The sequence below is a fragment of the Acidovorax sp. LjRoot129 genome (genome assembly GCF_964253765.1).
Classification (GTDB): domain Bacteria; phylum Pseudomonadota; class Gammaproteobacteria; order Burkholderiales; family Burkholderiaceae_C; genus Acidovorax.
Map to the genome: position 1 here is coordinate 1,148,740 of NZ_CAXUSE020000001.1, position 21,441 is coordinate 1,170,180.

A 21,441-nucleotide genomic window follows, 5' to 3' on the forward strand; every position below is an offset into this window, starting at 1 on the left:
TTCAAGCCAAATTGGCGCCAGCGCTTGATCCATAAGCGCTTGTAGCTATTAAATAAATAGCATTCAGCCCGCCACAGTGCTGCCGCCACTGGCAGCGCCCTGCGGTTGTGGCACGTTCACCGTGGCCAAGGGTGCGTTGGATGAATCCGCCAACGCACCCGGCAACCCACCCGACAACGAACCCGGCACATAGGGCGCCACCGCCGTGGTGGCGGGTGGCGACAGCGCCAGCCCCGCGTCGCGCAGCCCGCTGAGGATGGTGAATAGCAGGTCGCTGCGCACCCCGCCCGCATTGCGCGGGTTGCTCACATAGCCGATGGCCAAAAAGGTGAGCGTGCCGTTGACGATGCCTTCGAGCTGCACGATGGGCTCGGGGTCTGTCATGACGCCGTCGTGGGCCTGGAAGGCGGTCAGGATCACGTCGCGCATGCGCTCGGCGTCGGTGTCCAGCGGGGCCGGCAGGCGCAGCAGCACGCGGCCGGGGGCGCCGGCCTGCGTCATATTGCGCACGGTCTTGGTGATGAATTCGGAGTTGGGCACGATCACGGTGGAGCGGTCCCCGAGCTGGATTTCGGTGGCGCGCACGTTCACGCGGCGCACGTCGCCCTCAGTCTCGCCCAGCACCACCCAGTCGCCCACCTTCACCGGCCGCTCGGCCAGAAGGATCAGGCCCGAGATGAAGTTCTGCACGATGGCCTGCAGCCCAAAGCCGATGCCCACCGACAGCGCGCTGGCCACCCACGCAATGCGCTCCACGCTGATGCCCAGGCCCGCCAGCGCCAGCGCAATCACCAGCACACCGCCCACGTAGCCCAGCAGCGTGGTGATGGAGCTGCGCATGCCCGGCTCCAGCGAGGTGTTGGGAAAGTAGCGCTCGGTCAGCCAGCGCTTGAGCACGCGGATCATGAACAGCCCCGCCACCACCACCACCAGCGCCGTCAGCAGCGCCTGCGGGGCCAGCGTGAGGTCGCCTACCTTGAGGTTGTGGTCCAGCGTGCTGCCGCGGCGGAAGACCTCGTCCGGCCCGGTGCCGAACGGCGCCACCAGCGCGATCACCATGTAGAACAGCAGCACCAGGCGCAGCACGCCCGAGAGCAGCACGGCCGCCTGGTCCAGCAGCTTGGCGTCCAGGCCCAGGCCCTTGTGCAGGCGCGCGCCAAAGCCACCCTTGGACGACAGCACCGCCTCGCACACATCGTCGACCAGCTGGAACAGCAGGTAGGTGGTGCCAAACACCACGCCCGTCCAGAGCATCTGCCGCGTGAGCGTGCCGGCCAGCGCCACATAGCCAAACGCGACCATGAGCACGGTGGCCACAATCGCCACGCCCGCCGCAGCCACCAGCAGGCCCACCCACAGTGGCCGCGTGGTTTCGGCCGGTGCGGCATCGCCCGCGTTGCCACCTGCATTCCCGCCTTCGCCCACGGCCGCATCGGGCGCGGCAGGCCCAGGGCTGGCCCGCAGGTGGCGCAGCGCCAGCGCCACGATGCCCGAGAGCAGCAGCGCCGTGACCGCGTGGACCGACACCTCGGCCACCAGGCTCGCGCCCACGATGCTGTTCACCTCGGTGAGCAGCCCGCTGACCGACGCGACGATGGCGATCCACCACGGGTACGGGCTCAGGCGCTTGGCCAGATCGTCCGAGATGCCGGGCAGGCGCCACGAGCTGCGTTTGCGCGACAGCAGCGCGTGGCCCAGGCCCACGATGAACGCCGCAAACACCGCCAGCCGCACGGTGGCCTGGGCCAGCGTCTTGAGGCCGTCGTGCAGGTTGCCGTCCACCTCCAGGCCCGACCAGGCCAGCTGCACGGCCATGCCGATGAGCACCACATAGACGAGCACCGACGCTGCGGCCAGCAGCGAGCGGCGCAGCCGCCCCGCGGGCAGGCGAGCGGGCGCCATGCGCACCAGCACGCGTTCGGCCAGCCAGGTGCCCGCCACGGCCAGCAGCAACGCGCCAGCCAGGCTCAACAGGAACGACGCGCGGTGCGCGGGTGCCATTGCCACAGCGGTCGCCCGGCGCAGCGCATCGCCCAGTGATTGCAGGCGGGCCATGTCGCCGGGCAGGGCATTGCGCAGCGCATACCAGAAGGTGCTGCCCAGCGGCGAATCGGTGCGGGTGGTGAGTTCGGCCTGAAACTGCTCGCGCCGCTGGCGGATGAGTTCGGTGCCGCGCTGCTCGGCATCCACGCTGATCAGGCGCGCGAGCTTGAGCTCGCCGTCGACCACGCCGCGCTGTTTGGCCAGGCTGGCGCGCTGCTCGGCCACGTCGGGCGCATCGGGCGTGGCGCCTTTGTCGGGGGCGGGGCCCAGGCCCGCCAGGCGCGAATCGATGTCGGCCAGCTCCTCGGTGCGCCGGGCGGCCAGCAGCTCGGCGGCGCTGCCGATGGCGTTCACTTCGGTCAGGAGCTTGCGGCCGTCGTCGTCCTCGCTGAGCTTTTGCGGAATGGCCTCCAGCTGCCTGCGAAGGTCGTCCACGCTGGGCAACGGTGCGTCGGCGACAGGTTTGCTGGCACTGGCCAGCGCCACGGGCGCCTCCTTGGGTTGCGCCTGGGCCAGCGCGTGGCCAGCAAACAGGCCCGCCAGGGCGAGCAGGCAGGGCAGCGACCAGTGCAACCACCAGCGCAACAACATGGTGTTCGGGAGCACGTCAGCGCAGGCAGTGCCTACGCAAGGGCTTGGGGCCGGGCGTGGGGCGATGGACGGGGTGGGGGTAGAAGCGGGCCGCGGGCGCGGCGCACCCGGGGTGCGGTGCAGGCAGGGCAAAAACATCCGGCCATTGTCGGCCTGCACCAGCACAAGTTGGTTAACAAACTGTAGGCCCGGGCCGCCGTGCCCTGTGGGCCGGGGCCGCGATCCGCGTGATTCAGAACCTGTTCAAAATCTTTTAGGGGATCGCGTTGGGGTGCAATCGGAACGAGTGGATGCCCTGGATGCGCCGCATGGGCTCATGCCCATGCAAGCGGCCGGGGCGCCAAAGCTCCGAGTTCATCGGCCCGATTTCACCCCAACCCTTCGGGCAAGTGCCTTGCCGGGCGGTCTGCGGCGTTGCGGCGCTTGTGGATAGCTGAGCTATCCACTGCACCCCGCGCCTAGCATCCCATCCCGGCAAGGCGCTTGCGCGACCCCGAAAAGATCTTGAACAGGTTCTTGCGGCAGAACCCGCTTTCAGAGCGCGGGGCTGAACAGGTCCACGCGGTCGGTGATGATGCCGTCGGTGCCCAGATCGATGAGGCGCTGCGCGGCCCAGTCGTCGTTGACGGTGTAGCTCAGCGTGCGCATGCCCAAGCCCTGCACCTGGGCCACGAGGGCCCGGTCCCACAGCGCGTGGTTGCACACGATGGCCACGCAGCCCAGCGCGCGGGCCGCATCCAGGCAGCCGTCCCACAGCGCATCGATGAGCAAGGCGCGGGGGATCTGCGGGGCCGTGGCGCGTGCGCCGGCCAGCGCGTCGGGCTTGAAGGAGGAGAACAGCGGTGGCACCGCCTGGCCCTGCCACAGGCGGGCCGACCACTCACCCACCACCTGCCCGGTCTTTTCTTCAAGCCCCGGTGTGGGCTTGATCTCGATGTTGAGAAAGTAGCCGTTGGCGATGCAGTAGCGCGCCAGGTTCTCGAGCGTGGGCAGCGGCTCGCCCGCGTGGCTGCGCGAATGCCAGGCGCCCGCGTCCAGCTGGGACAGCACCGACCACGGGTGGTCGCCGCCGGTGGCGCTGGCCGCTGCGCCCAGCACCTGCACGCCATTGGTGGTGCGGTTCAGCGTCGCGTCATGCATCAAGAAGGGCACACCGTCGGCCGAGAGCTTGGCGTCGCACTCGAACATGCGATAGCCGTGCTGTGCGCCCAGCCGGAAGGCGGCCAAGGTGTTCTCGGGCGCCAGCTTGCCGGCGCCACGGTGCGCGATCCAGCGGGGGTAGGGCCAGGGGGCCAAGGCGGACACAGGGGCGGGGGAGGGGGCGCTCATGCGGGTTCACCAAATTTCAGCAGGTTGCCATGCGGGTCGATGACATACATCTCCTTCATGCCCCAGGGCTGGACGATGGGCGCCGCCAATGCCAGGCCGCGTGCCGTGAAGTCGGCGTGCAGCGCATCGACATCGCCGCGCACGTAGCACGAGGTGTTCTCGGCGATGTGGCGTTCGTTGCAGGGCCAGAAATGCAGCTCGCAGCCGTCGCGCTGCACGATCAGGTAGTTGTCCATCGTGAGCAGCGGGGCAAAGCCCAGGTGCTCGGTATAGAACACCAGCGTTTCTGCAAGGTTCAGAGACGCCAGCACCGGGACGGTGGCCTGAACCCCGTTCCCGCTGCTGGCGGCCGGCTTGGGCAACATCGGCTCAGGCGGCGATGCGTTTGCCGGTGGTGGCGTCGAACGCGTGCAGGCGGTCAGCGCGGGGCTGCACGTGGATCACCGAATCGGGCGCGGGCGAGTGGGTGCCTTCTTCCACGCGCACGATGACCTGCTCGCCGTTGATGCGGCCGTAGATCAGGCGTTCGGCGCCCAGCAGTTCCACCGTCTCGACCTTGACTTCCCAGCCTTCGCTGCGCACGTCCAGGTGCTCGGGGCGGATGCCCAGGATGGTGCCAGGCGCGGCGCTGGGCGCGTTCTTGAGCAGGTTCATCGGCGGCGAGCCGATGAAGCTGGCCACGAAGGTGGTGGCAGGCGTGTGGTAGACCTCTTCGGGCGTGCCGAACTGCTCCATGTTGCCGGCGTTCATCACGATCATGCGTTCGGCCAGCGTCATGGCTTCGACCTGGTCGTGGGTCACGAACAGGCTGGTAATGCCGAGCTCGCGGTGCAGTTTCTGGATCTCGAGGCGGGTCTGGGCGCGCAGCTTGGCGTCCAGGTTGGACAGCGGCTCGTCGAACAGGAACACCTGGGGCTGGCGCACGATGGCGCGGCCCATGGCCACGCGCTGGCGCTGGCCGCCCGACAGCTCGCGCGGCTTGCGCTCGAGCAGGTGGCCCAGCTCCAGGATCTTGGCGGCCTTGTCCACGCGCGCCTTGATTTCTTCCTTGGGCACCTTGGCGATCTTCAGGCCATAGGCCATGTTGTCGAAGTTCGTCATGTGCGGGTAGAGCGCGTAGTTCTGGAACACCATCGCGATGTCGCGCTGGGCGGGTTCCAGGTTGTTGACCACGCGGTCGCCGATGCGCAGCTCGCCGCCGGAGATCTCTTCCAGGCCCGCCACCATGCGCAGCAGGGTGGATTTGCCGCAGCCGGAAGGGCCCACGATCACGATGAATTCACCGTCCTTGACCTCGGCGTTGACGCCGTGGATGACCTGGTTGGCCTTGGGGCCGTGGCCGTAGCGCTTGATGATGTTGCGAAGAGAGATGGATGCCATGATGCAATGAATTTGATAGCTACAAGTGCTTGATAGATCAGCGCTGGAGGGGTATTTGGCTTATTTTTCGGTGTCCACCAGGCCCTTGACGAACCAGCGCTGCATGACCACCACCACAAACGCCGGGGGCAGCATGGCCAGCAGGGCGGTGGCCATCACGATGTTCCATTCGTTGCCCGCGTCGCCGCCGGCCAGCATGCGCTTGATGCCGATCACCACGGGGTACATGTCTTCGGACGTGGTCACCAGCAGCGGCCACAGGTACTGGTTCCAGCCGTAGATGAACTGGATCACGAACAGCGCGGCAATCGACGTGCGCGACAGCGGCACCAGGATGTCCTTGAAGAAGCGCATCGGGCCGGCGCCGTCCACGCGGGCGGCTTCCACCAGTTCATCCGGCACCGTGAGGAAGAACTGCCGGAACAAAAACGTGGCCGTGGCTGAGGCAATCAGCGGCACCGTGAGGCCCGCGTAGCTGTTGAGCATGCCGAGGTCCGACACCACCTGGTAGGTGGGGCCGATGCGCACTTCCACCGGCAGCATCAGCGTGATGAAGATCAGCCAGAAGCAGATGCCCTTGAACGGGAAGCGGAAGTACACGATGGCAAACGCCGACAGCAGCGAGATCGCGATCTTGCCCAGCGTGATGACGATGGCGGTGACAAAACTCACCCACATCATGCGTGCCACGGGGGCGGTCGAGCCGGCGCCCGAGCCACCGCCAAACAGCGCGTCGTGGTAGGTCTGCCAGAAGTTGCCGCCCGGCAACATGGGCATGGGCACCTGCACGATGTCCTGCGCGGTGTGCGTGGAGGCCACGAAGGCCAGGTACAGCGGGAAGCCAACGATGAGCACGCCCAGCACCATGATGAGGTGCGAGAGTGCGGTGAGATAAGGACTACGTTCAACCATTGGAATCTTTCAGGATCAAAGCATGGCCCGCGGCGCCAAGAAAGGGCACGCTGCAGGCGAGGGCCGCCGAGCAAGGGCCGCCCCGCTGTGAGGGCGGCGTCCCCCTGGAGGGGGAAGGCGCGAAGCGACTCAGGGGGTGCTTCATCTCAGTACTGCACTTTCTTCTCGACGTAGCGGAACTGGATCACGGTGAGCACCACCACGATCGCCATCAGCACCACCGACTGCGCGGCGGAGCCGCCCATGTCCATGGCCTTGAAACCGTCGTGGTAGACCTTGTAGACCAGGATGGCCGTGTCGCGGCCCGGGCCGCCTTGTGTGGTCGCGTCGACAATGGCGAAGGTGTCAAAGAACGCGTACACCACGTTGATCACCAAAAGGAAGAAGGTGGTGGGCGACAGCAGCGGGAACTGGATGCTCCAGAACCGGCGCCAGGGGCCGGCACCGTCAATGGCCGCGGCTTCGATGAGCGACTTGGGGATCGACTGCAGGCCCGCGAGGAAAAACAGGAAGTTGTAGGAGATCTGCTTCCACACCGCGGCGATCACGATCAGCGCCATGGCATGGTCGGAATTGAGCATGTGGTTCCAGTCGAAGCCCGACTGGCGCAGCATGTACGCCACCACCCCCAGCGAGGGCGAGAACATGAACATCCACAGCACGCCCGCGACCGCCGGGGCCACCGCGTAGGGCAGCAGCAGCGCGGTCTTGTAGACCATGGCGCCCTTGATGATGCGGTCGGCAAAGATGGCCAGGAACAGCGACAGCGTGATGCCGCTCACCGCCACCAGGATCGAGAAGAACGCGGTGGTCTTGAACGATGCCAGGTAGCCCGGGTCCTGGAACAGATCCCTGAAGTTGTCGAAACCGACCCACTCCTTCGAGAAACCGAAGGAGTCCTGCATCTGGAACGACTGCACCAGGGCCTGGCCGGCGGGCCAGAAAAAGAAGACGCTGATGATGGCCAACTGGGGGGCCAGAAGCACCCACGGCAGCCATGCCGAGCGAAATAAAACGCGTTTTTCCATGTCCACACTCTCAAATAATCCCCGGCTGGGCTCTGCACGGGGGCGCTGCCCGCGCTGGGGCAGCGTTCTTGCCGCAGGCGGGGCCCGGCGGCAGAAAAAGGCAACCCGCCGCGCAGTCAACCACAGGGGTTCACAGGGCGGCGGGCTTGTGATGCGGCCCCGCCCGGGGGCTCGGCCGCATCAACGGTCGCTCAAAACAATCGGCTTACTTGTTAGCGCGTGCGAAGCGGGCCAGTTGCTCGTTGCCACGGGTCACAGCGGTGTCGAGCGCTTCCTTCGGGGTCTTCTTGCCCGACCAGATTTGCTCGGTTTCCTCGTCGATGATCGAGCGGATCTGCACGAAGTTGCCCAGGCGGATGCCGCGCGACTTGTCGGTGGCCTTCTTGATCATCTGCGTCACCGCGACGTCGGTGCCGGGGTTCTTGGTGTAGAAGCCCGATGCCTCGGTCAGCTGGTAGGCGCCCATGGTCACCGGCAGGTAACCCGTGCGCTGGTGGCTGGCGGCCTGCACCTTCGTGTCGTTCAGGAAGTTCAGGAAGTCGGCCACGCCCTTGTATTCCTCGGCCTTCTTGCCGGCCATCACCCACAGGCTGGCGCCACCGATGGCGGTGTTCTGGGGGGCACCCTTCACGTCGTCGTAGTAAGGCAGCGCAGAGATGCCGTAGGCAAACTTGGCTTCCTTGGCGACGCGGGCGTACAGGCCCGACGAGCCGGTGATCATGGCGCACTCGCCCGAGGGGAAAGATGCGTCCGGCAGGTTGCCGCGGCCCTTGTAGACGAAGCTGCCGTCCTTGGAAGCCTTGGCCAGGTTCTCGAAGTGGCGCACGTGCAGGGGAGTGTTGACCTGCAGCTGGGCGTCGTTGCCGTCAAAGCCGTTGTTCTTGGATGCGAACAGCGTGTTGTGCCACAGCGAGAAGCTCTCCAGTTGCGTCCAGCTGATCCAGCTGGTGGTGAACGGGCAGGTGTGGCCGCTGGCCTTGAGCTTGGTCGCGGCAGCAAACACTTCAGGCCAGGTCTTGGGCGGCTTGTCGGCGTCCAGGCCTGCTTTCTTGAAGGCGTCCTTGTTGTAATAGAAGATGGTGGTCGAGCTGTTGAGCGGGTAGCTCAGCATCTGGCCATTGGGTGCGGTGTAGTAGCCGGCCACAGCCGACACGTACTGCGTGGGGTCGAACTTGAAGCCCGCGTCGGTCAGCACCTTGGCCGCGGGGATGATTGCGCCCTTGCTCGACATCATGGTGGCGGTGCCCACTTCGAACACCTGCAGGATGTGCGGGGCGTTGCCGGCGCGGAAGGCGGCGATGGCGCCTGTCATGGATTCGTCATACGTGCCCTTGTAGGTTGGCACCACCTTGTACTTAGTCTGGCTGGCGTTGTACTGCTTGGCCAGGTCGTTGACCCAGTCGCCCAGCGCTGCGCTCATCGAATGCCACCACTGAATTTCGACCTGTTGCGCCTGTACGGGTGCGCAGACCGAAAAGGCGATGGCAGCACAGACTGCCAAATGCTTCGTTTGCATGAATATTTCCTCTGAGGATGACGAAAAACACAAAGGCCGGATGCTATGCAGCCGATGTGTCATTGATATGTCGTTGTCGCATGACCTTCCGACATGCAACAACCGGGAAACCCCTTGGGATGCCCGTGAGGGGAGCGATTGTGACTCTTTTGTGACAATGTGCGGCGCAATTGCCCAAGCTTGCAAGGTTTTGTGCAATGCACCATGCTGGTGTCTTCCCTCGCCCCGGTTCGTTCGCGCCGCCAGCGCGCCGGTCTCTCTACCGTTTGTCCACTCTTTCCCATTCCATGGCCACCAATTCGCTCGACAAAAACAAGATCAAATTTCTGTTGCTCGAGGGCATCCACGCTTCCGCGGTGGATGTGATCCGCGCAGCCGGCTACACGCAGATCGAAACCGTGTCCGGCGCGCTGCCGGACGAAGAGCTCAAGCGCAAGATTGCCGACGTGCACTTTTTGGGCATCCGCTCGCGCACGCAACTGACGGAAGAGGTGTTCTCCCACGCCAACAAACTCGTGGCGGTCGGGTGTTTTTGCATTGGCACCAACCAGGTGGACCTGAACGCCGCCCGCGAGCGCGGCATTGCGGTGTTCAATGCGCCGTACTCCAACACCCGCTCCGTGGCCGAGTTGGTGTTGGCCGAGGCCATCCTGCTCCTGCGCGGCATCCCCGAGAAGAATGCGGTGGCGCACCGCGGCGGCTGGCTCAAATCTGCCGACAACGCGTATGAGATCCGCGGCAAGACGCTGGGCATCGTGGGCTACGGCTCCATCGGCACCCAGCTGTCGGTGCTGGCCGAAGCCCTGGGCATGCACGTGGCGTTCTTTGATGTGGTCAACAAGCTCCCGCTGGGCAATGCCCGGCAGGTGCACAGCCTGCACGACCTGCTGGGCCAAAGCGACATCGTGAGCCTGCACGTGCCCGAGCTGCCCTCTACCGAGGGCATGCTGGGCGCCGCCGAGATCGCAGCCATGAAGCCCGGCGGCATCCTCATCAACGCCGCGCGCGGCACGGTGGTGGATATCGAGGCCCTGGCCGAGGCGCTCAAGGCCAAGAAGCTGCTGGGCGCGGCGATTGACGTCTTCCCGGTCGAGCCGCGCACCAACAAGGACGAGTTCCAGTCCCCGCTGCGCGGCCTGGACAACGTGATCCTCACCCCCCACGTGGGTGGATCCACCATGGAAGCCCAGGCCAACATCGGCCTGGAGGTGGCAGAGAAGCTGGTGAAGTACAGCGACAACGGCACCAGCATCTCGTCGGTCAACTTCCCCGAGGTGGCGCTGCCGGCGCACCCCGGCAAACACCGCCTGCTGCATATCCACCGCAACGTGCCGGGCGTGTTGTCCGAGATCAACCGCATCTTCTCGGACAACGCCATCAACATTTCGGCGCAGTACCTGCAGACGAACGAGAAGATTGGCTATGTGGTGATCGATATCGATGCCGCGTCGTCGGATCTGGCACTGGACAAGCTGGCCAAGGTCGGCGGCACGCTGCGCAGCCGGGTGCTGTTCTGAGCTTGCTCCTATAAGCATAGCTGCCAGCGCTTGTCGTGAAAGCGCTGCGGGCTGATTTGACTTAAAAGTCAGCATTGGCCGCCTTCCAGGCAGGCCCGGCACACGCTGCCGGGCGGCGCGCCCGGAGGCGGTGGCTTAAAATCACGCCCCCAAGGCTCATGGGCGCGCAGCGCCCGCCCCAGGTTGAGAGCTTGTTATGCACTTTTACGTACTCACGTTGGACCCTGAGGCCAGTGATCGCAAGGCGCGGGCCACCGCCAAGGCAGATGCCTTGGCAAGGTCCGCAACGCAGCGAGCGCTGGCCTCAGGGCCCAACCCTCCGGGAAAGCCGGGGAAAGGCCCGGCCACGTCGTTGCAGATCGCTTGCGGTATCCATACCGCAGCGCGTCCTGCGCCTAGTTGCCGGGCCTTTCCCCGGCTTTCGTGGGCACGTAAAAGTACATAACAAGCTCTAATCCCATGAATGTTCCGATTGCGTTGGCTGCCTTGCAGGCGCAGGCTGCCGAGCCTGTGCGTCTGCGCGAGATTCCCTATAACTACACCTCGTTCTCCGACCGGGAGATCGTGATCCGCCTGCTGGGGTCCCCCGCCTGGGACCTGCTGGACCAGCTGCGCAAGGAGCGCCGCACCGGCCGCTCTGCCCGCATGTTGTACGAGGTGCTGGGCGACATCTGGGTGGTGCAGCGCAACCCCTACCTGCAGGACGACCTGCTGGACAACCCCGCGCGGCGCAAGCTGCTGGTGGATGCCTTGCAGCACCGCCTGGGCGAAGTCGACAAGCGCCGCACCCCGGATGACGATGCCGGGCGCGACCGCCTGGTGGGCGAGCTGGTGGTCGCGGCACGCCGCGCCGTGGCCGAGTTCAACGCCACCTTTGAGCAGGCCGCGCAACTGCGCCGCCAGATCCAGAAGACGCTGGGCCGCCTCACGGCCAAGGACAACATCAAGTTTGACGGCCTCTCGCGCGTGTCCCACGTGACGGACGCGACCGACTGGCGGGTCGAATACCCGTTTGTGGTTCTGACGCCGGACACCGAGGTCGAAATGGCCGGCCTGGTCAAAGGCTGCATCGAGCTGGGCCTGACAATCATCCCGCGCGGGGGCGGCACCGGCTACACCGGCGGCGCCATCCCGCTGACCTGGAAGAGCGCGGTCATCAACACCGAGAAGCTGGAGGCCATGACCGAGGTGGAAATGCGCCGCTTGCCGGGCATGGACAGCGAAGTTGGCACCGTGTGGACGGAAGCCGGCGTGGTCACCCAGCGCGTGGCCGACGCGGCCGAGCGCGCGGGCTTTGTGTTTGCGGTGGACCCGACCAGCGCCGAGGCCAGCTGCATCGGCGGCAACATCGCCATGAACGCGGGCGGCAAGAAGGCCGTGCTGTGGGGCACGGCACTCGACAACCTGGCCAGCTGGCGCATGGTCACGCCCGACGCCCAGTGGCTCGAAGTGACCCGCCTGGACCACAACATGGGCAAGATCCATGACGCGGAGACGGCCACTTTCGAGCTGCAGTACTTCGAGGCCGACGGCAAGACGCCCGTGCGCACCGAGCGCCTGGCGATCCCGGGCAAGACTTTCCGCAAGGAGGGCCTGGGCAAGGACGTGACGGACAAGTTCTTGTCGGGCCTGCCGGGTATCCAAAAGGAAGGCTGCGACGGCCTGATCACCAGTGCGCGCTGGGTGGTGCACCGCATGCCCCAGCATACGCGCACCGTGTGCATGGAGTTCTTCGGCAATGCCAAGGACGCCGTGCCCAGCATTGTGGAAATCAAGGACTACATGTTCGCCGAGCAAAAGCGCAGTGGCGTGTTGCTGGCGGGCCTGGAGCACCTGGACGACCGTTATCTGAAGGCCGTGGGCTACGCCACCAAGAGCAAGAAGGGCAACGGCGGTTTGCCCAAGATGGTGCTGATCGGCGACATCGCAGGCGACAACGCCGATGAAGTGGCGCGCGTGACCAGCGAGGTGGTGCGCATCGCCAACTCGCGCAGCGGCGAAGGCTTTATCGCCATCAGCGCCGAGGCGCGCAAGAAGTTCTGGCTGGACCGCAAGCGCACGGCCGCCATCAGCCGGCACACCAACGCCTTCAAGATCAATGAAGACGTGGTGATCCCGCTGCCGCGCATGGCCGAGTACACCGACGGCATCGAGCGCATCAACATCGAATTGAGCCTGCGCAACAAGATCAAGCTGTGCGACGCGCTCACCGAGTTCTTTGAGCGCGGCAACCTGCCGCTGGGCAAACACGACGACGCCAACGAAATCCCGTCGGCCGAGCTGCTGGAAGACCGCGTGGGCCAGGCCATCACGCTCGTGGACGAGGTGCGCAGCCTGTGGGCCGGCTGGCTGCAGAACGTGGAGACCTTGTTCCCCGGGTTGCAGGACCACACCTTGCGCGCCAGCTGGAAGACGCAGCTGCGTGCGCCGCTGCAAAACATCTTCTCGGGCGCGGCGTTTCAGCCCATCCTGGAAGAAGCCACCGCCATCCACAAGCGCGTGCTCAAGGGCCGCGTCTGGGTCGCTTTGCACATGCACGCCGGCGATGGCAACGTGCACACCAACATCCCCGTCAACAGCGACGACTACGAGATGCTGCAGACCGCACACGAAGCGGTGGAGCGCATCATGGTGCTGGCGCGCAGCCTGGATGGCGTGATCTCGGGCGAACACGGCATCGGCATCACCAAGCTGGAATTCTTGACCGACGAAGAGCTGCGGCCGTTTGCTGAGTACAAGCAGAGAGTCGACCCCGAAGGCCGCTTCAACAAAGGCAAGTTGCTACGAAATCAGGAGCTACCAGCGCTTGATGGACAAGCGCCAGCGGCCTATTCGACTCAAAGTCCGGTGCGCCACGCCGACTTGACGAACGCCTACACGCCGAGTTTCGGCCTGATGGGGCACGAGTCGCTGATCATGCAGCAGAGCGACATCGGCGCGATCGCCGCGTCGGTCAAGGATTGCCTGCGCTGCGGCAAGTGCAAGCCCGTGTGCGCAACCCATGTGCCGCGCGCCAACCTGCTGTACAGCCCGCGCAACAAGATCCTCGCCACATCGCTGCTGGTGGAGGCATTTCTGTACGAAGAGCAGACGCGGCGTGGCGTGAGCATCAAGCACTGGCAAGAGTTTGAGGATGTAGCCGACCACTGCACGGTGTGCCACAAGTGCGAGAGCCCGTGCCCGGTGAACATCGACTTCGGCGACGTCACCATGAACATGCGCAACCTGCTGCGCAAGATGGGCAAGAAGACGTTCCGGCCCGGCAACGCGCTGGCGATGACCATGCTCAACGCCACCAACCCGGACACCATCAAGTTCATGCGCTCGGCCATGGTGGATGTGGGCTTCAAGGCCCAGCGCCTGGCCGTGGACCTGCTGCGCAAGGTGGGCCGCAAGCAGACGGTCAAGCCGCCGGCGACGGTGGGCACGGCTCCGATCAAGGAGCAGGTGATCCACTTCATCAACAAGAAGCTGCCGGGCGGGTTGCCCAAGAAGACGGCGCGCGCGCTGCTCGATATCGAGGACAAGGACTACGTGCCGATCATCCGCAACCCGGCTACCACCAACGCCGAGACGGAAGCCGTGTTCTATTTCCCCGGCTGCGGTTCCGAACGGTTGTTCTCGCAAGTTGGTCTCGCGACCCAGGCCATGCTGTGGCATGCGGGTGTGCAGACCGTGTTGCCGCCGGGTTACCTGTGCTGCGGCTACCCCCAGCGTGGCTCGGGCCAGTTCGACAAGGCCGAGAAGATGATCACCGACAACCGGGTGCTCTTTCACCGCGTGGCCAACACGCTCAACTACCTCGACATCAAGACCGTGGTGGTCAGCTGCGGCACCTGCTACGACCAGCTGCAGGGCTACGAATTCGACAAGATCTTCCCGGGCAGCCGGATCATCGACATCCATGAGTATTTGCTGGAGAAGGGCATCACCCTGCAGGGCAAGGGCGCGTACCTGTACCACGAGCCTTGCCACAACCCGATGAAGCTCGGCGATCCGATGAAGACCGTGAAGGCGCTGGTGGGCGAGCAGGTCTTGAAGAGCGAGCGCTGCTGCGGCGAGTCGGGCACGCTGGGCGTGACGCGGCCGGATGTGTCCACGCAGGTGCGCTTTCGCAAGGAAGAAGAGATCCGCAAGGGCGAAGCGAAGCTGCGCGCCAGCGGAGCAGTGGGCGAGAAGGACAACGTGAAGATCCTCACCAGCTGCCCCAGCTGCCTGCAGGGCCTTAACCGCTACCAGGACGATCTGCAAAATGGTTTGCTCGAAGCCGACTACATCGTGGTCGAGATGGCCCGCGAGATCCTGGGCGACAACTGGATGCCCGAGTACGTGCAGCGCGCCAACGGTGGCGGCATCGAGCGGGTGCTGGTCTAGATGACCGCTGCCAGCAGCAGCGCCTGCCCTTTGTGCGCCGAAGATGGCGGCACGCTTGTCTGGCGCGGGGCGCACCTGCGCGTGATCCGTCCTGACGAAGCGGGCTTTCCGGCGTTCTACCGCGTCGTGTGGAATGCGCATCTGCCGGAGTTCTCCGACCTGTCGGCCGCCGAGCGTGCGCACTGCATGGATGCGGTGGTCGTGGTGGAGCAGGCCCTGCGCGGGCACCTGTCACCCACCAAGGTCAACGTGGCGGCGCTGGGCAACATGGTGCCGCACCTGCACTGGCACGTGATTGCGCGCTTCGATTGGGACAGCCACTTTCCGTCGCCCGTGTGGGCGGCGGCCCAGCGGCCCAGCCCGGTAGCCCAAGAGGACGCCGTGCGTGCGCAGCTGCCGCAGCTGGAGGGCTGGATGCTGCCCCGGCTGGCGGCACTCCAGCTGCCATGACCGTCCGTGCCGGGCGGGTATTGATCAGCCCGCGGCGGCATGGCGGCGCGCCACAATTCACCACACAGTTTTCTCACAGGGGACATCCATGGCAGGTTTGAAAACGGGCGCGCCCACACCGCAAGCGATCACGGTGCACGAAGCTTCGCGCGTGCTGGAGGTCGGGTTTTCCGACGGTGCCACGTTCCGCATTCCGTTTGAGCTGATGCGCGTGTACTCGCCCTCGGCCGAAGTGCAGGGCCACGGCCCCGGCCAGGAAGTGCTGCAGACCGGCAAGCGCGATGTGGCGTTGGTCAACCTCGAGCCCGTGGGCAACTACGCGGTCAAGCCCACGTTCTCGGATGGCCACGACAGCGGCATCTTCAGCTGGGACTATCTCTACGAACTGGGTCAGCAGCAGGACGCGCTGTGGACGCAGTACACCGAGCGCTTGGCCGCTGCTGGCGCAGACCGCGACGCGCCCATGGCCCCCAAGGGCGGTGCGGCCGGCCATGCCTGCGGTGGACATTGAACACCAGGGCCCCGGAGGCTTGCAGATCGATTTGCTATTGAAAATGTAGCTATAAGTGCAATATAGACAAGCGCTAGCAGCTGCTTTGACTTGAAATCCATTGTCCTAATTGCGACACAAGCCCCGTTTCGGTGCGTGGTTGTCGCTGTACCTCCGGCGCCCACGCGCCTAGCATGATTCTTATGAGCACCACGCATTTCGGTTTTCAGTCGGTCGACGAGCAGGAAAAAGCCCGCCGTGTGCGCGGCGTGTTCGACTCGGTGGCCTCCAAATACGACGTGATGAACGACCTCATGTCCGCCGGCATGCACCGCGCCTGGAAGGCCTACACCGTGATGGTCGCCAACCTGCGCGAAGGCAGCCAGGTGCTGGACATCGCGGGTGGCACGGGCGACCTGGCGCTGGCGTTTTCCAAGAAGGTCGGCACCACGGGCCGTGTGGTGCACACCGACATCAACGAAGCCATGCTGCGCGTGGGCCGCGACCGCCTGATCGACGCCGGCGTGGTGTTGCCCACGCTGGTGTGCGACGCCGAAAAGCTGCCGTTTCCGGATGCGCATTTCGACGTGGTGAGCGTGGCCTTTGGCCTGCGCAACATGACGCACAAGGACCAGGCCATTGCCGAGATGTGCCGCGTGCTCAGGCCCGGCGGCAAGCTACTGGTGCTCGAGTTCTCCAAGGTGGCCAAGCCGCTCGAGAAGGTGTACGACTGGTATTCGTTCAAGGTGCTGCCCCAGTTGGGCAAGCTGGTGGCAGGCGATGACGCCAGCTACCGCTATCTGGCCGAATCGATCCGCATGCATCCAAGCCAGGAAGAACTCAAAAGCCTCATGCAAAAAAATGGCTTTGGGCATGTGGACTATCACAACATGACGGGGGGCATTGTGGCCTTGCATGTTGGAATCAAGTGCTGAGTGCTTCACTCAGCGATTAACGGAGACGGAGAATTCATGATGAAACTGTGGTCTGTGGTGTTGGTTGCAATGCTGGCGTTCGCACACGCCGATGCCGATGCCAAGCGCATGGGTGGTGGCAAATCGACGGGTCAGCAGTCGAATAACGTGACGCAACGCGAGTCGGCCTCACCGTCCGCGGCGCCTGGCGCACCCGCGCAAAACGCCGCGGCAGCCAAGCCGGGTGCGGCGGGCGCGGCAGCTGCAGCTCCGGCCAAGAAGCCCTGGGGCGCCATGCTCGGTGGCCTGGCCGCTGGTTTGGGCCTGGCCTGGCTGGCCAGCTCGCTGGGTCTGGGTGCAGGCTTTGGCAACATCCTGATGATTGCGCTGCTGGCCGTGGCGGCGTTTGCCATCTTCAAGATGGTGATGCGCTCGCGCAATGGTGGTGCAGGCAACCAAGGCGGCGCGGCCGGTGGTGCGCCGTTTGCCTTCCAGGGTGCCGGTGCCGCAACACCCGCGGCAGCGCAGGTGCCCCCGCAATACAGCCCCAACAACGTGGGTAACGACGCTTCAGCGCGCCCCTGGGAGCGCAGCAGCATGGCGTTTGATGCGTCGCGGGCCGGGCAGGGCGGTGCAGCAGGCGTGGTGATCGGCTCGGGCCTGTCGGGCTCGCAGAACTGGGGCGTGCCCATCGACTTTGACACCGACGGCTTCCTGACCGCCGCCAAGCGCAACTTCGTCACGCTGCAGGCTGCCTGGGACCGCTCGGACATCAACACGCTGCGCTCGATGATGACGGACGGCATGCTGGACGAGATCCGCACCCAGCTGACCGAACGCGAAGCGCACCGCGGCGTCCAGCCCAACCACACGGACGTGGTGATGATCGAGGCCCAGCTGCTGGGCATCGAGGACCTCGGTGACGGCTACATGGCCAGCGTGGAGTTCTCCGGCATGATCCGTGAGGAGCCCTCGGCCGGCCCGAGCCCCTTCCGCGAAGTGTGGAACATGACCAAGCCCAAGACCGGTGGCGGCGGCTGGTTGGTGGCAGGTGTGCAAGCCCTGCAGTAGTGAGGGACATAGCCCCGCTTTGGGGCTATCCCAGTTCAGGGAATAATCGGGGACTATGGCAACACCACAGTCCCCTTTTTCATTTCTGGACGGCCTTTTCGAGCGCGTGGCCGCCGGGCCGCAACCGCCGCAATGGCTGGTGCACGAGGTTCAGCAGCGGGTCGTGCTGTTCCTCAACCATGTGCTGATGCAGGAACCTGAGGCCATGGACCGGCTGGTGCGCCAAAAAGGCCGCACCGCCCGCGCGCAGTGGCGTGCGTATTCGATGGCCCTCGTGATCACCCCCGCGGGCCTGTTCAACCTGGCCCCAGAGACCGCTGTGCCCGACCTGCGGCTGGAAGTGACCGAGACCTCGGCCATCTCGCTCGCGCAGACGGCGCTGCGCGGCGACAAGCCTGCCATCCGCATTGAAGGCGATGTGCAACTGGCGGCTGAGATCAACTGGCTGGTCGACCATGTGCGCTGGGATGTCGAAGAAGACCTGGCCCGCGTGATCGGCGACGCCCCCGCCCACACGGTGGCGCAGGTGGCGCGGCGCGCAGCCCAGGCGCTGCGCCAGTTTGTCGGTTCGCGCATGGCGCCTGCGGAGCCCGCTGCGGCAGCCGCCACGTCCAACTCCATGGCCACGGCGCCCGTCGTGGTGCCCGAGCCGCTGGCGCCATCCGTGCCTGGCAGCAGCCCTGACCGGTCTGGCGCATGAAGCAATTCTTGAGGGGGGCGGCCATCCTGTGGGTGGTGTTTCGGTACGGGCTGGACGGTCTGGTGCTCGACAGCTTTCAGAAGCCCGGTTTGCGCATGGTGTCGCGCGTGCTTTCGGTGGGGCGCAAGCTGGATGCGCCGCGCGGCCAACGGCTGCGCGAAGCGCTGGAGGAACTGGGGCCCATCTTCGTGAAGTTTGGCCAGGTGCTGTCCACCCGGCGCGACCTGCTGCCGCCCGATGTGGCCGACGAGCTGGCCCGGCTGCAGGACCGGGTGCCTCCGTTCGACGCCCAGATCGCGGTGGCCACCATCGAGCGGGCTTTCCGCCGGCCGCTGTCTGAGATCTTCACGTCGTTCGACCACGTACCCGTGGCCAGCGCATCGATCGCCCAAGTGCATTTCGCCACGGTGCGGGACCGGCATGGCATCGAGCGCGAGGTGGCGGTCAAGGTGCTGCGCCCCGGCATGCTGCCCGTGATCGAGAAGGACTTGAGCCTGATGCGCATGATGGCCGGCTGGGTCGAGAGCCTGTCGGCCGACGGCAAACGCCTCAAGCCCCGCGAGGTGGTGGCTGAGTTCGACAACTACCTGCACGACGAGCTGGACCTGATCCGCGAGGCGGCCAACGCCGCCCAGCTGCGCCGCAACATGCAGGGCCTGGACCTGGTGCTGATCCCGGAGATTCTTTGGGACTTCTGCCACCCGGAAGTGATGGTGATGCAGCGCATGAACGGCGTGCCCATCAGCCAGATCGGCCGCCTGCGCGAAGCGGGGGTGGACATCCCCAAGCTGGCGCGCGACGGCGTCACCATCTTCTTCACGCAGGTGTTTCGCGACGGTTTTTTTCATGCCGACATGCACCCCGGCAACATCCAGGTCAGCCTGGACCCTGCCACCTTCGGGCGCTACATCTCTCTCGACTTCGGCATCGTCGGCACGCTCACCGAGTCGGACAAGGAATACCTCGCGCAGAACTTCGTGGCGTTCTTCCGCCGTGATTACAAGCGTGTGGCCGAGCTGCACATCGAAAGCGGGTGGGTGCCGCCCGAGACGCGCGTGAACGACCTGGAGTCGGCCATCCGCGCCGTGTGTGAGCCGTATTTCGACCGGCCGCTCAAGGAGATCTCGCTCGGCCTGGTGTTGATGCGCCTGTTCCAGACCTCGCGGCGCTTTCATGTGGAGATCCAGCCGCAGCTCGTGCTGCTGCAAAAAACACTGCTCAACATCGAAGGCCTGGGCCGCGAACTCGATCCGGAGCTCGACCTGTGGAGCACGGCCAAGCCCTTCCTTGAAAAGTGGATGCTCGAGCAGATGGGACCGCAACGGCTGTGGCGCGAATTGCGCGCCGAGGCGCCGCACTACGCCAAGCTGATCCCCGAGCTGCCCCGGCTTGTGTACGACGCGCTGCGCCAGCGGCAGCGCCAGCCCGACCACCAGCATGTGATGCGCGACTTGCTCGAAGCCCAGAAACGCACCAATCGCCTCCTGCAAGGCATCATTTTTGCTGGAGTCGGGTTTGTGCTGGGATTGCTGCTGGTGCAGTTGCTGATCAGAATCCGCCTGTTCTAAATTCGCTCGTTCCGGTGTCCCTGTGGGGCACCGGGCAGGCGCAGGTATGTCCGTCCGGCTAGATAAATCAAGACAAAGAGAGAGGAGCGCCCCGTGCTGTTGACCCTGGTTATCGTTTACCTGCTGATCACCATCGGCATCGGCCTGCTCGCTGCCCGGCGCGTGAAGAACGCGGCGGACTTTGCCATCGCAGGGCGCCATTTGCCGCTGTACATGATCATCACCACCACGTTTGCCACGTGGTTCGGGTCCGAGACGGTGCTGGGCATTCCTGCCAAGTTCATCGAAGGCGGATTGGGCAACGTGGTGGAAGACCCGTTCGGCGCCGGTTTCTGCCTGATCCTGGTGGGACTGTTCTTCGCGGGCAAGCTCTACCGCATGACGCTGCTGACCATCAGCGATTACTACCGCGAGCGCTATGGCCGCACGGTCGAAGTGGTCTGCTCGCTGATCATCATGCTCAGCTACCTGGGCTGGGTCTCGGCGCAGGTCACCGCGCTGGGGCTGGTGTTCAACCTGCTGTCGGGTGACGCCATCAGCATCCCCATGGGCATGGCCATCGGCGTGGTCTCCATCCTGGCCTACACGCTGTTCGGCGGCATGTGGTCGGTGGCCGTCACCGACTTCATCCAGATGATCATCCTGGTGGTGGGTCTGGCCATCATCGCGGTGTTTGCGGGCAACATGGCCGGAGGGGCCGACAAGGTGATCGAGTTCGCCTCCAACCGCGAGCTGTTCCGCTTTCTGCCCGAGCCCAAGTTCCACGACGTGGTGTTCTTCATCGCGGCGGGCATCACCATGATGTTCGGCTCCATCCCGCAGCAGGACGTGTTCCAGCGCGTGATGTCGGCCAACAACATCCAGGCCGCCACGCGCGGCCCGATCATCGGCGGCATCTGCTACATCCTGTTCGCCTTCGTGCCCATGTTCCTTGTGGCCAGTGCCCTGATCATCATGCCCGGCGAGACGGCGGCGCTGCTCAAGGAAGACCCCCAGAAGGTGCTGCCCACGCTGGTGATGGCCAAGATGCCCTTCATCATGCAGGTGCTGTTCTTCGGTGCGCTGCTCTCGGCGCTCAAGTCCACCGCCTCGGCCACCCTGCTGGCGCCCAGCGTCACCTTCACCGAGAACATCTGGCGCCAGTTCCGCCCCACGATGACGGACAAGGAACACCTGCGCACCATGCGCATCACCACCCTGGTGTTCAGCGCCTGCGTGCTGGCCTATGCGATCCGCATGCAAGGCACGTCCATCTACGAGCTGGTCTCGGGCGCCTACCAAGTGCCGCTGGTGGGCGCCTTCGTGCCGCTGGTGGCAGGCCTTTATTGGAAGCGGGCCACCACGCAGGGTGCGATTTTCGCCATCGTGCTCGGCCTGGGCACCTGGCTGCTGTTCCTGGCGACGCCCATGGGCGCGGTCTTCCCGGCGCAGCTGGCCGGTCTGCTGGCGGCGCTGGCGGGCATGCTCGTGGGTTCGCTGGCCCCTCAGGCCATTGGCAACAGCCACGCCTCTCACCATAAGTTGGTCGGCGCGGAGTAACGGTGTGGTTGAAGGCGTG

Annotated in this window: 16 protein-coding genes; 9 read left to right on the forward strand and 7 right to left on the reverse strand. The window is 65.2% G+C overall.

Annotation, left to right across the window (positions count from 1 at the left end):
- Window positions 1-63: 63 nt before the first annotated feature.
- The 7 genes from ACSQ3Q_RS05315 to ugpB form a co-directional block, all read right to left on the reverse strand.
- Window positions 64-2,634, reverse strand: a complete 2,571-nt coding sequence (locus ACSQ3Q_RS05315) for a DUF3772 domain-containing protein (protein ID WP_436133367.1) — start codon at window positions 2,632-2,634, stop codon at window positions 64-66.
- Window positions 2,635-3,168: 534 nt separating this feature from the next.
- A complete protein-coding gene (ugpQ, locus tag ACSQ3Q_RS05320) occupies window positions 3,169-3,963 on the reverse strand; it encodes a glycerophosphodiester phosphodiesterase (protein WP_436133368.1) in 795 nt (264 codons plus the stop codon).
- Window positions 3,960-4,328 carry a bleomycin resistance protein gene (locus tag ACSQ3Q_RS05325; protein WP_436133369.1) on the reverse strand — a complete coding sequence of 123 codons (369 nt, stop codon included), beginning with the start codon at window positions 4,326-4,328 and terminating at the stop codon, window positions 3,960-3,962. The genes ugpQ and ACSQ3Q_RS05325 overlap by 4 nt, the downstream gene beginning before the upstream one ends.
- A gap of 4 nt (window positions 4,329-4,332) precedes the next feature.
- Window positions 4,333-5,343, reverse strand: coding sequence for a sn-glycerol-3-phosphate import ATP-binding protein UgpC (locus tag ACSQ3Q_RS05330; protein WP_436133370.1), 1,011 nt, complete (start codon window positions 5,341-5,343; stop codon window positions 4,333-4,335).
- Between the two features lie 60 nt (window positions 5,344-5,403).
- Window positions 5,404-6,255 carry a sn-glycerol-3-phosphate ABC transporter permease UgpE gene (gene ugpE / locus ACSQ3Q_RS05335; protein WP_436133371.1) on the reverse strand — a complete coding sequence of 284 codons (852 nt, stop codon included), beginning with the start codon at window positions 6,253-6,255 and terminating at the stop codon, window positions 5,404-5,406.
- Window positions 6,256-6,401: 146 nt separating this feature from the next.
- Window positions 6,402-7,283, reverse strand: coding sequence for a sn-glycerol-3-phosphate ABC transporter permease UgpA (gene ugpA, locus ACSQ3Q_RS05340; RefSeq protein ID WP_436133372.1), 882 nt, complete (start codon window positions 7,281-7,283; stop codon window positions 6,402-6,404).
- A gap of 205 nt (window positions 7,284-7,488) precedes the next feature.
- Window positions 7,489-8,799, reverse strand: coding sequence for a sn-glycerol-3-phosphate ABC transporter substrate-binding protein UgpB (gene ugpB / locus ACSQ3Q_RS05345; RefSeq protein ID WP_436133373.1), 1,311 nt, complete (start codon window positions 8,797-8,799; stop codon window positions 7,489-7,491).
- Window positions 8,800-9,086: 287 nt separating this feature from the next.
- Between ugpB and serA the strand changes: the two genes are divergently transcribed.
- The 9 genes from serA to ACSQ3Q_RS05390 all read left to right on the forward strand — a co-directional run bounded on the left by serA (window position 9,087) and on the right by ACSQ3Q_RS05390 (window position 21,422).
- On the forward strand, window positions 9,087-10,316 hold the full coding sequence (gene serA, locus ACSQ3Q_RS05350; RefSeq protein ID WP_436133374.1) for a phosphoglycerate dehydrogenase: 1,230 nt from the start codon (window positions 9,087-9,089) through the stop codon (window positions 10,314-10,316).
- A gap of 459 nt (window positions 10,317-10,775) precedes the next feature.
- A complete protein-coding gene (locus ACSQ3Q_RS05355; RefSeq protein WP_436133375.1) occupies window positions 10,776-14,690 on the forward strand; it encodes a DUF3683 domain-containing protein in 3,915 nt (1,304 codons plus the stop codon).
- Window positions 14,691-15,140, forward strand: coding sequence for an HIT family protein (locus ACSQ3Q_RS05360; protein WP_436133376.1), 450 nt, complete (start codon window positions 14,691-14,693; stop codon window positions 15,138-15,140).
- Window positions 15,141-15,228: 88 nt separating this feature from the next.
- Window positions 15,229-15,651: a gamma-butyrobetaine hydroxylase-like domain-containing protein gene (locus tag ACSQ3Q_RS05365; protein WP_436133377.1), complete on the forward strand. Its 423-nt coding sequence runs from the start codon at window positions 15,229-15,231 to the stop codon at window positions 15,649-15,651.
- 182 nt (window positions 15,652-15,833) lie between these two features.
- Complete coding sequence (gene ubiE / locus ACSQ3Q_RS05370) at window positions 15,834-16,565, forward strand: bifunctional demethylmenaquinone methyltransferase/2-methoxy-6-polyprenyl-1,4-benzoquinol methylase UbiE (RefSeq protein WP_436133378.1); 732 nt, start codon at window positions 15,834-15,836, stop codon at window positions 16,563-16,565.
- Between the two features lie 36 nt (window positions 16,566-16,601).
- Window positions 16,602-17,615 carry a Tim44 domain-containing protein gene (locus tag ACSQ3Q_RS05375; protein ID WP_436133379.1) on the forward strand — a complete coding sequence of 338 codons (1,014 nt, stop codon included), beginning with the start codon at window positions 16,602-16,604 and terminating at the stop codon, window positions 17,613-17,615.
- Between the two features lie 55 nt (window positions 17,616-17,670).
- Window positions 17,671-18,315 carry a hypothetical protein gene (locus tag ACSQ3Q_RS05380; RefSeq protein ID WP_436133380.1) on the forward strand — a complete coding sequence of 215 codons (645 nt, stop codon included), beginning with the start codon at window positions 17,671-17,673 and terminating at the stop codon, window positions 18,313-18,315.
- On the forward strand, window positions 18,312-19,883 hold the full coding sequence (gene ubiB, locus ACSQ3Q_RS05385) for a ubiquinone biosynthesis regulatory protein kinase UbiB (RefSeq protein ID WP_436133381.1): 1,572 nt from the start codon (window positions 18,312-18,314) through the stop codon (window positions 19,881-19,883). Before ACSQ3Q_RS05380 ends, ubiB begins: the two co-directional genes overlap by 4 nt.
- Before the next feature lie 93 nt (window positions 19,884-19,976).
- On the forward strand, window positions 19,977-21,422 hold the full coding sequence (locus ACSQ3Q_RS05390; RefSeq protein WP_436133382.1) for a sodium:solute symporter family protein: 1,446 nt from the start codon (window positions 19,977-19,979) through the stop codon (window positions 21,420-21,422).
- Window positions 21,423-21,441: the final 19 nt, after the last annotated feature.

Bases quoted from the DNA above. Each gene is read 5' to 3' on its own strand.
- ACSQ3Q_RS05315 (WP_436133367.1), bottom strand. From the start codon at position 2,634: ATGTTGTTGCGCTGGTGGTTGCACTGGTCGCTGCCCTGCCTGCTCGCC.
- ugpQ (WP_436133368.1), bottom strand. From the start codon at position 3,963: ATGAGCGCCCCCTCCCCCGCCCCTGTGTCCGCCTTGGCCCCCTGGCCC.
- ACSQ3Q_RS05325 (WP_436133369.1), bottom strand. From the start codon at position 4,328: ATGTTGCCCAAGCCGGCCGCCAGCAGCGGGAACGGGGTTCAGGCCACC.
- ACSQ3Q_RS05330 (WP_436133370.1), bottom strand. From the start codon at position 5,343: ATGGCATCCATCTCTCTTCGCAACATCATCAAGCGCTACGGCCACGGC.
- ugpE (WP_436133371.1), bottom strand. From the start codon at position 6,255: ATGGTTGAACGTAGTCCTTATCTCACCGCACTCTCGCACCTCATCATG.
- ugpA (WP_436133372.1), bottom strand. From the start codon at position 7,283: ATGGAAAAACGCGTTTTATTTCGCTCGGCATGGCTGCCGTGGGTGCTT.
- ugpB (WP_436133373.1), bottom strand. From the start codon at position 8,799: ATGCAAACGAAGCATTTGGCAGTCTGTGCTGCCATCGCCTTTTCGGTC.
- serA (WP_436133374.1), top strand. From the start codon at position 9,087: ATGGCCACCAATTCGCTCGACAAAAACAAGATCAAATTTCTGTTGCTC.
- ACSQ3Q_RS05355 (WP_436133375.1), top strand. From the start codon at position 10,776: ATGAATGTTCCGATTGCGTTGGCTGCCTTGCAGGCGCAGGCTGCCGAG.
- ACSQ3Q_RS05360 (WP_436133376.1), top strand. From the start codon at position 14,691: ATGACCGCTGCCAGCAGCAGCGCCTGCCCTTTGTGCGCCGAAGATGGC.
- ACSQ3Q_RS05365 (WP_436133377.1), top strand. From the start codon at position 15,229: ATGGCAGGTTTGAAAACGGGCGCGCCCACACCGCAAGCGATCACGGTG.
- ubiE (WP_436133378.1), top strand. From the start codon at position 15,834: ATGAGCACCACGCATTTCGGTTTTCAGTCGGTCGACGAGCAGGAAAAA.
- ACSQ3Q_RS05375 (WP_436133379.1), top strand. From the start codon at position 16,602: ATGATGAAACTGTGGTCTGTGGTGTTGGTTGCAATGCTGGCGTTCGCA.
- ACSQ3Q_RS05380 (WP_436133380.1), top strand. From the start codon at position 17,671: ATGGCAACACCACAGTCCCCTTTTTCATTTCTGGACGGCCTTTTCGAG.
- ubiB (WP_436133381.1), top strand. From the start codon at position 18,312: ATGAAGCAATTCTTGAGGGGGGCGGCCATCCTGTGGGTGGTGTTTCGG.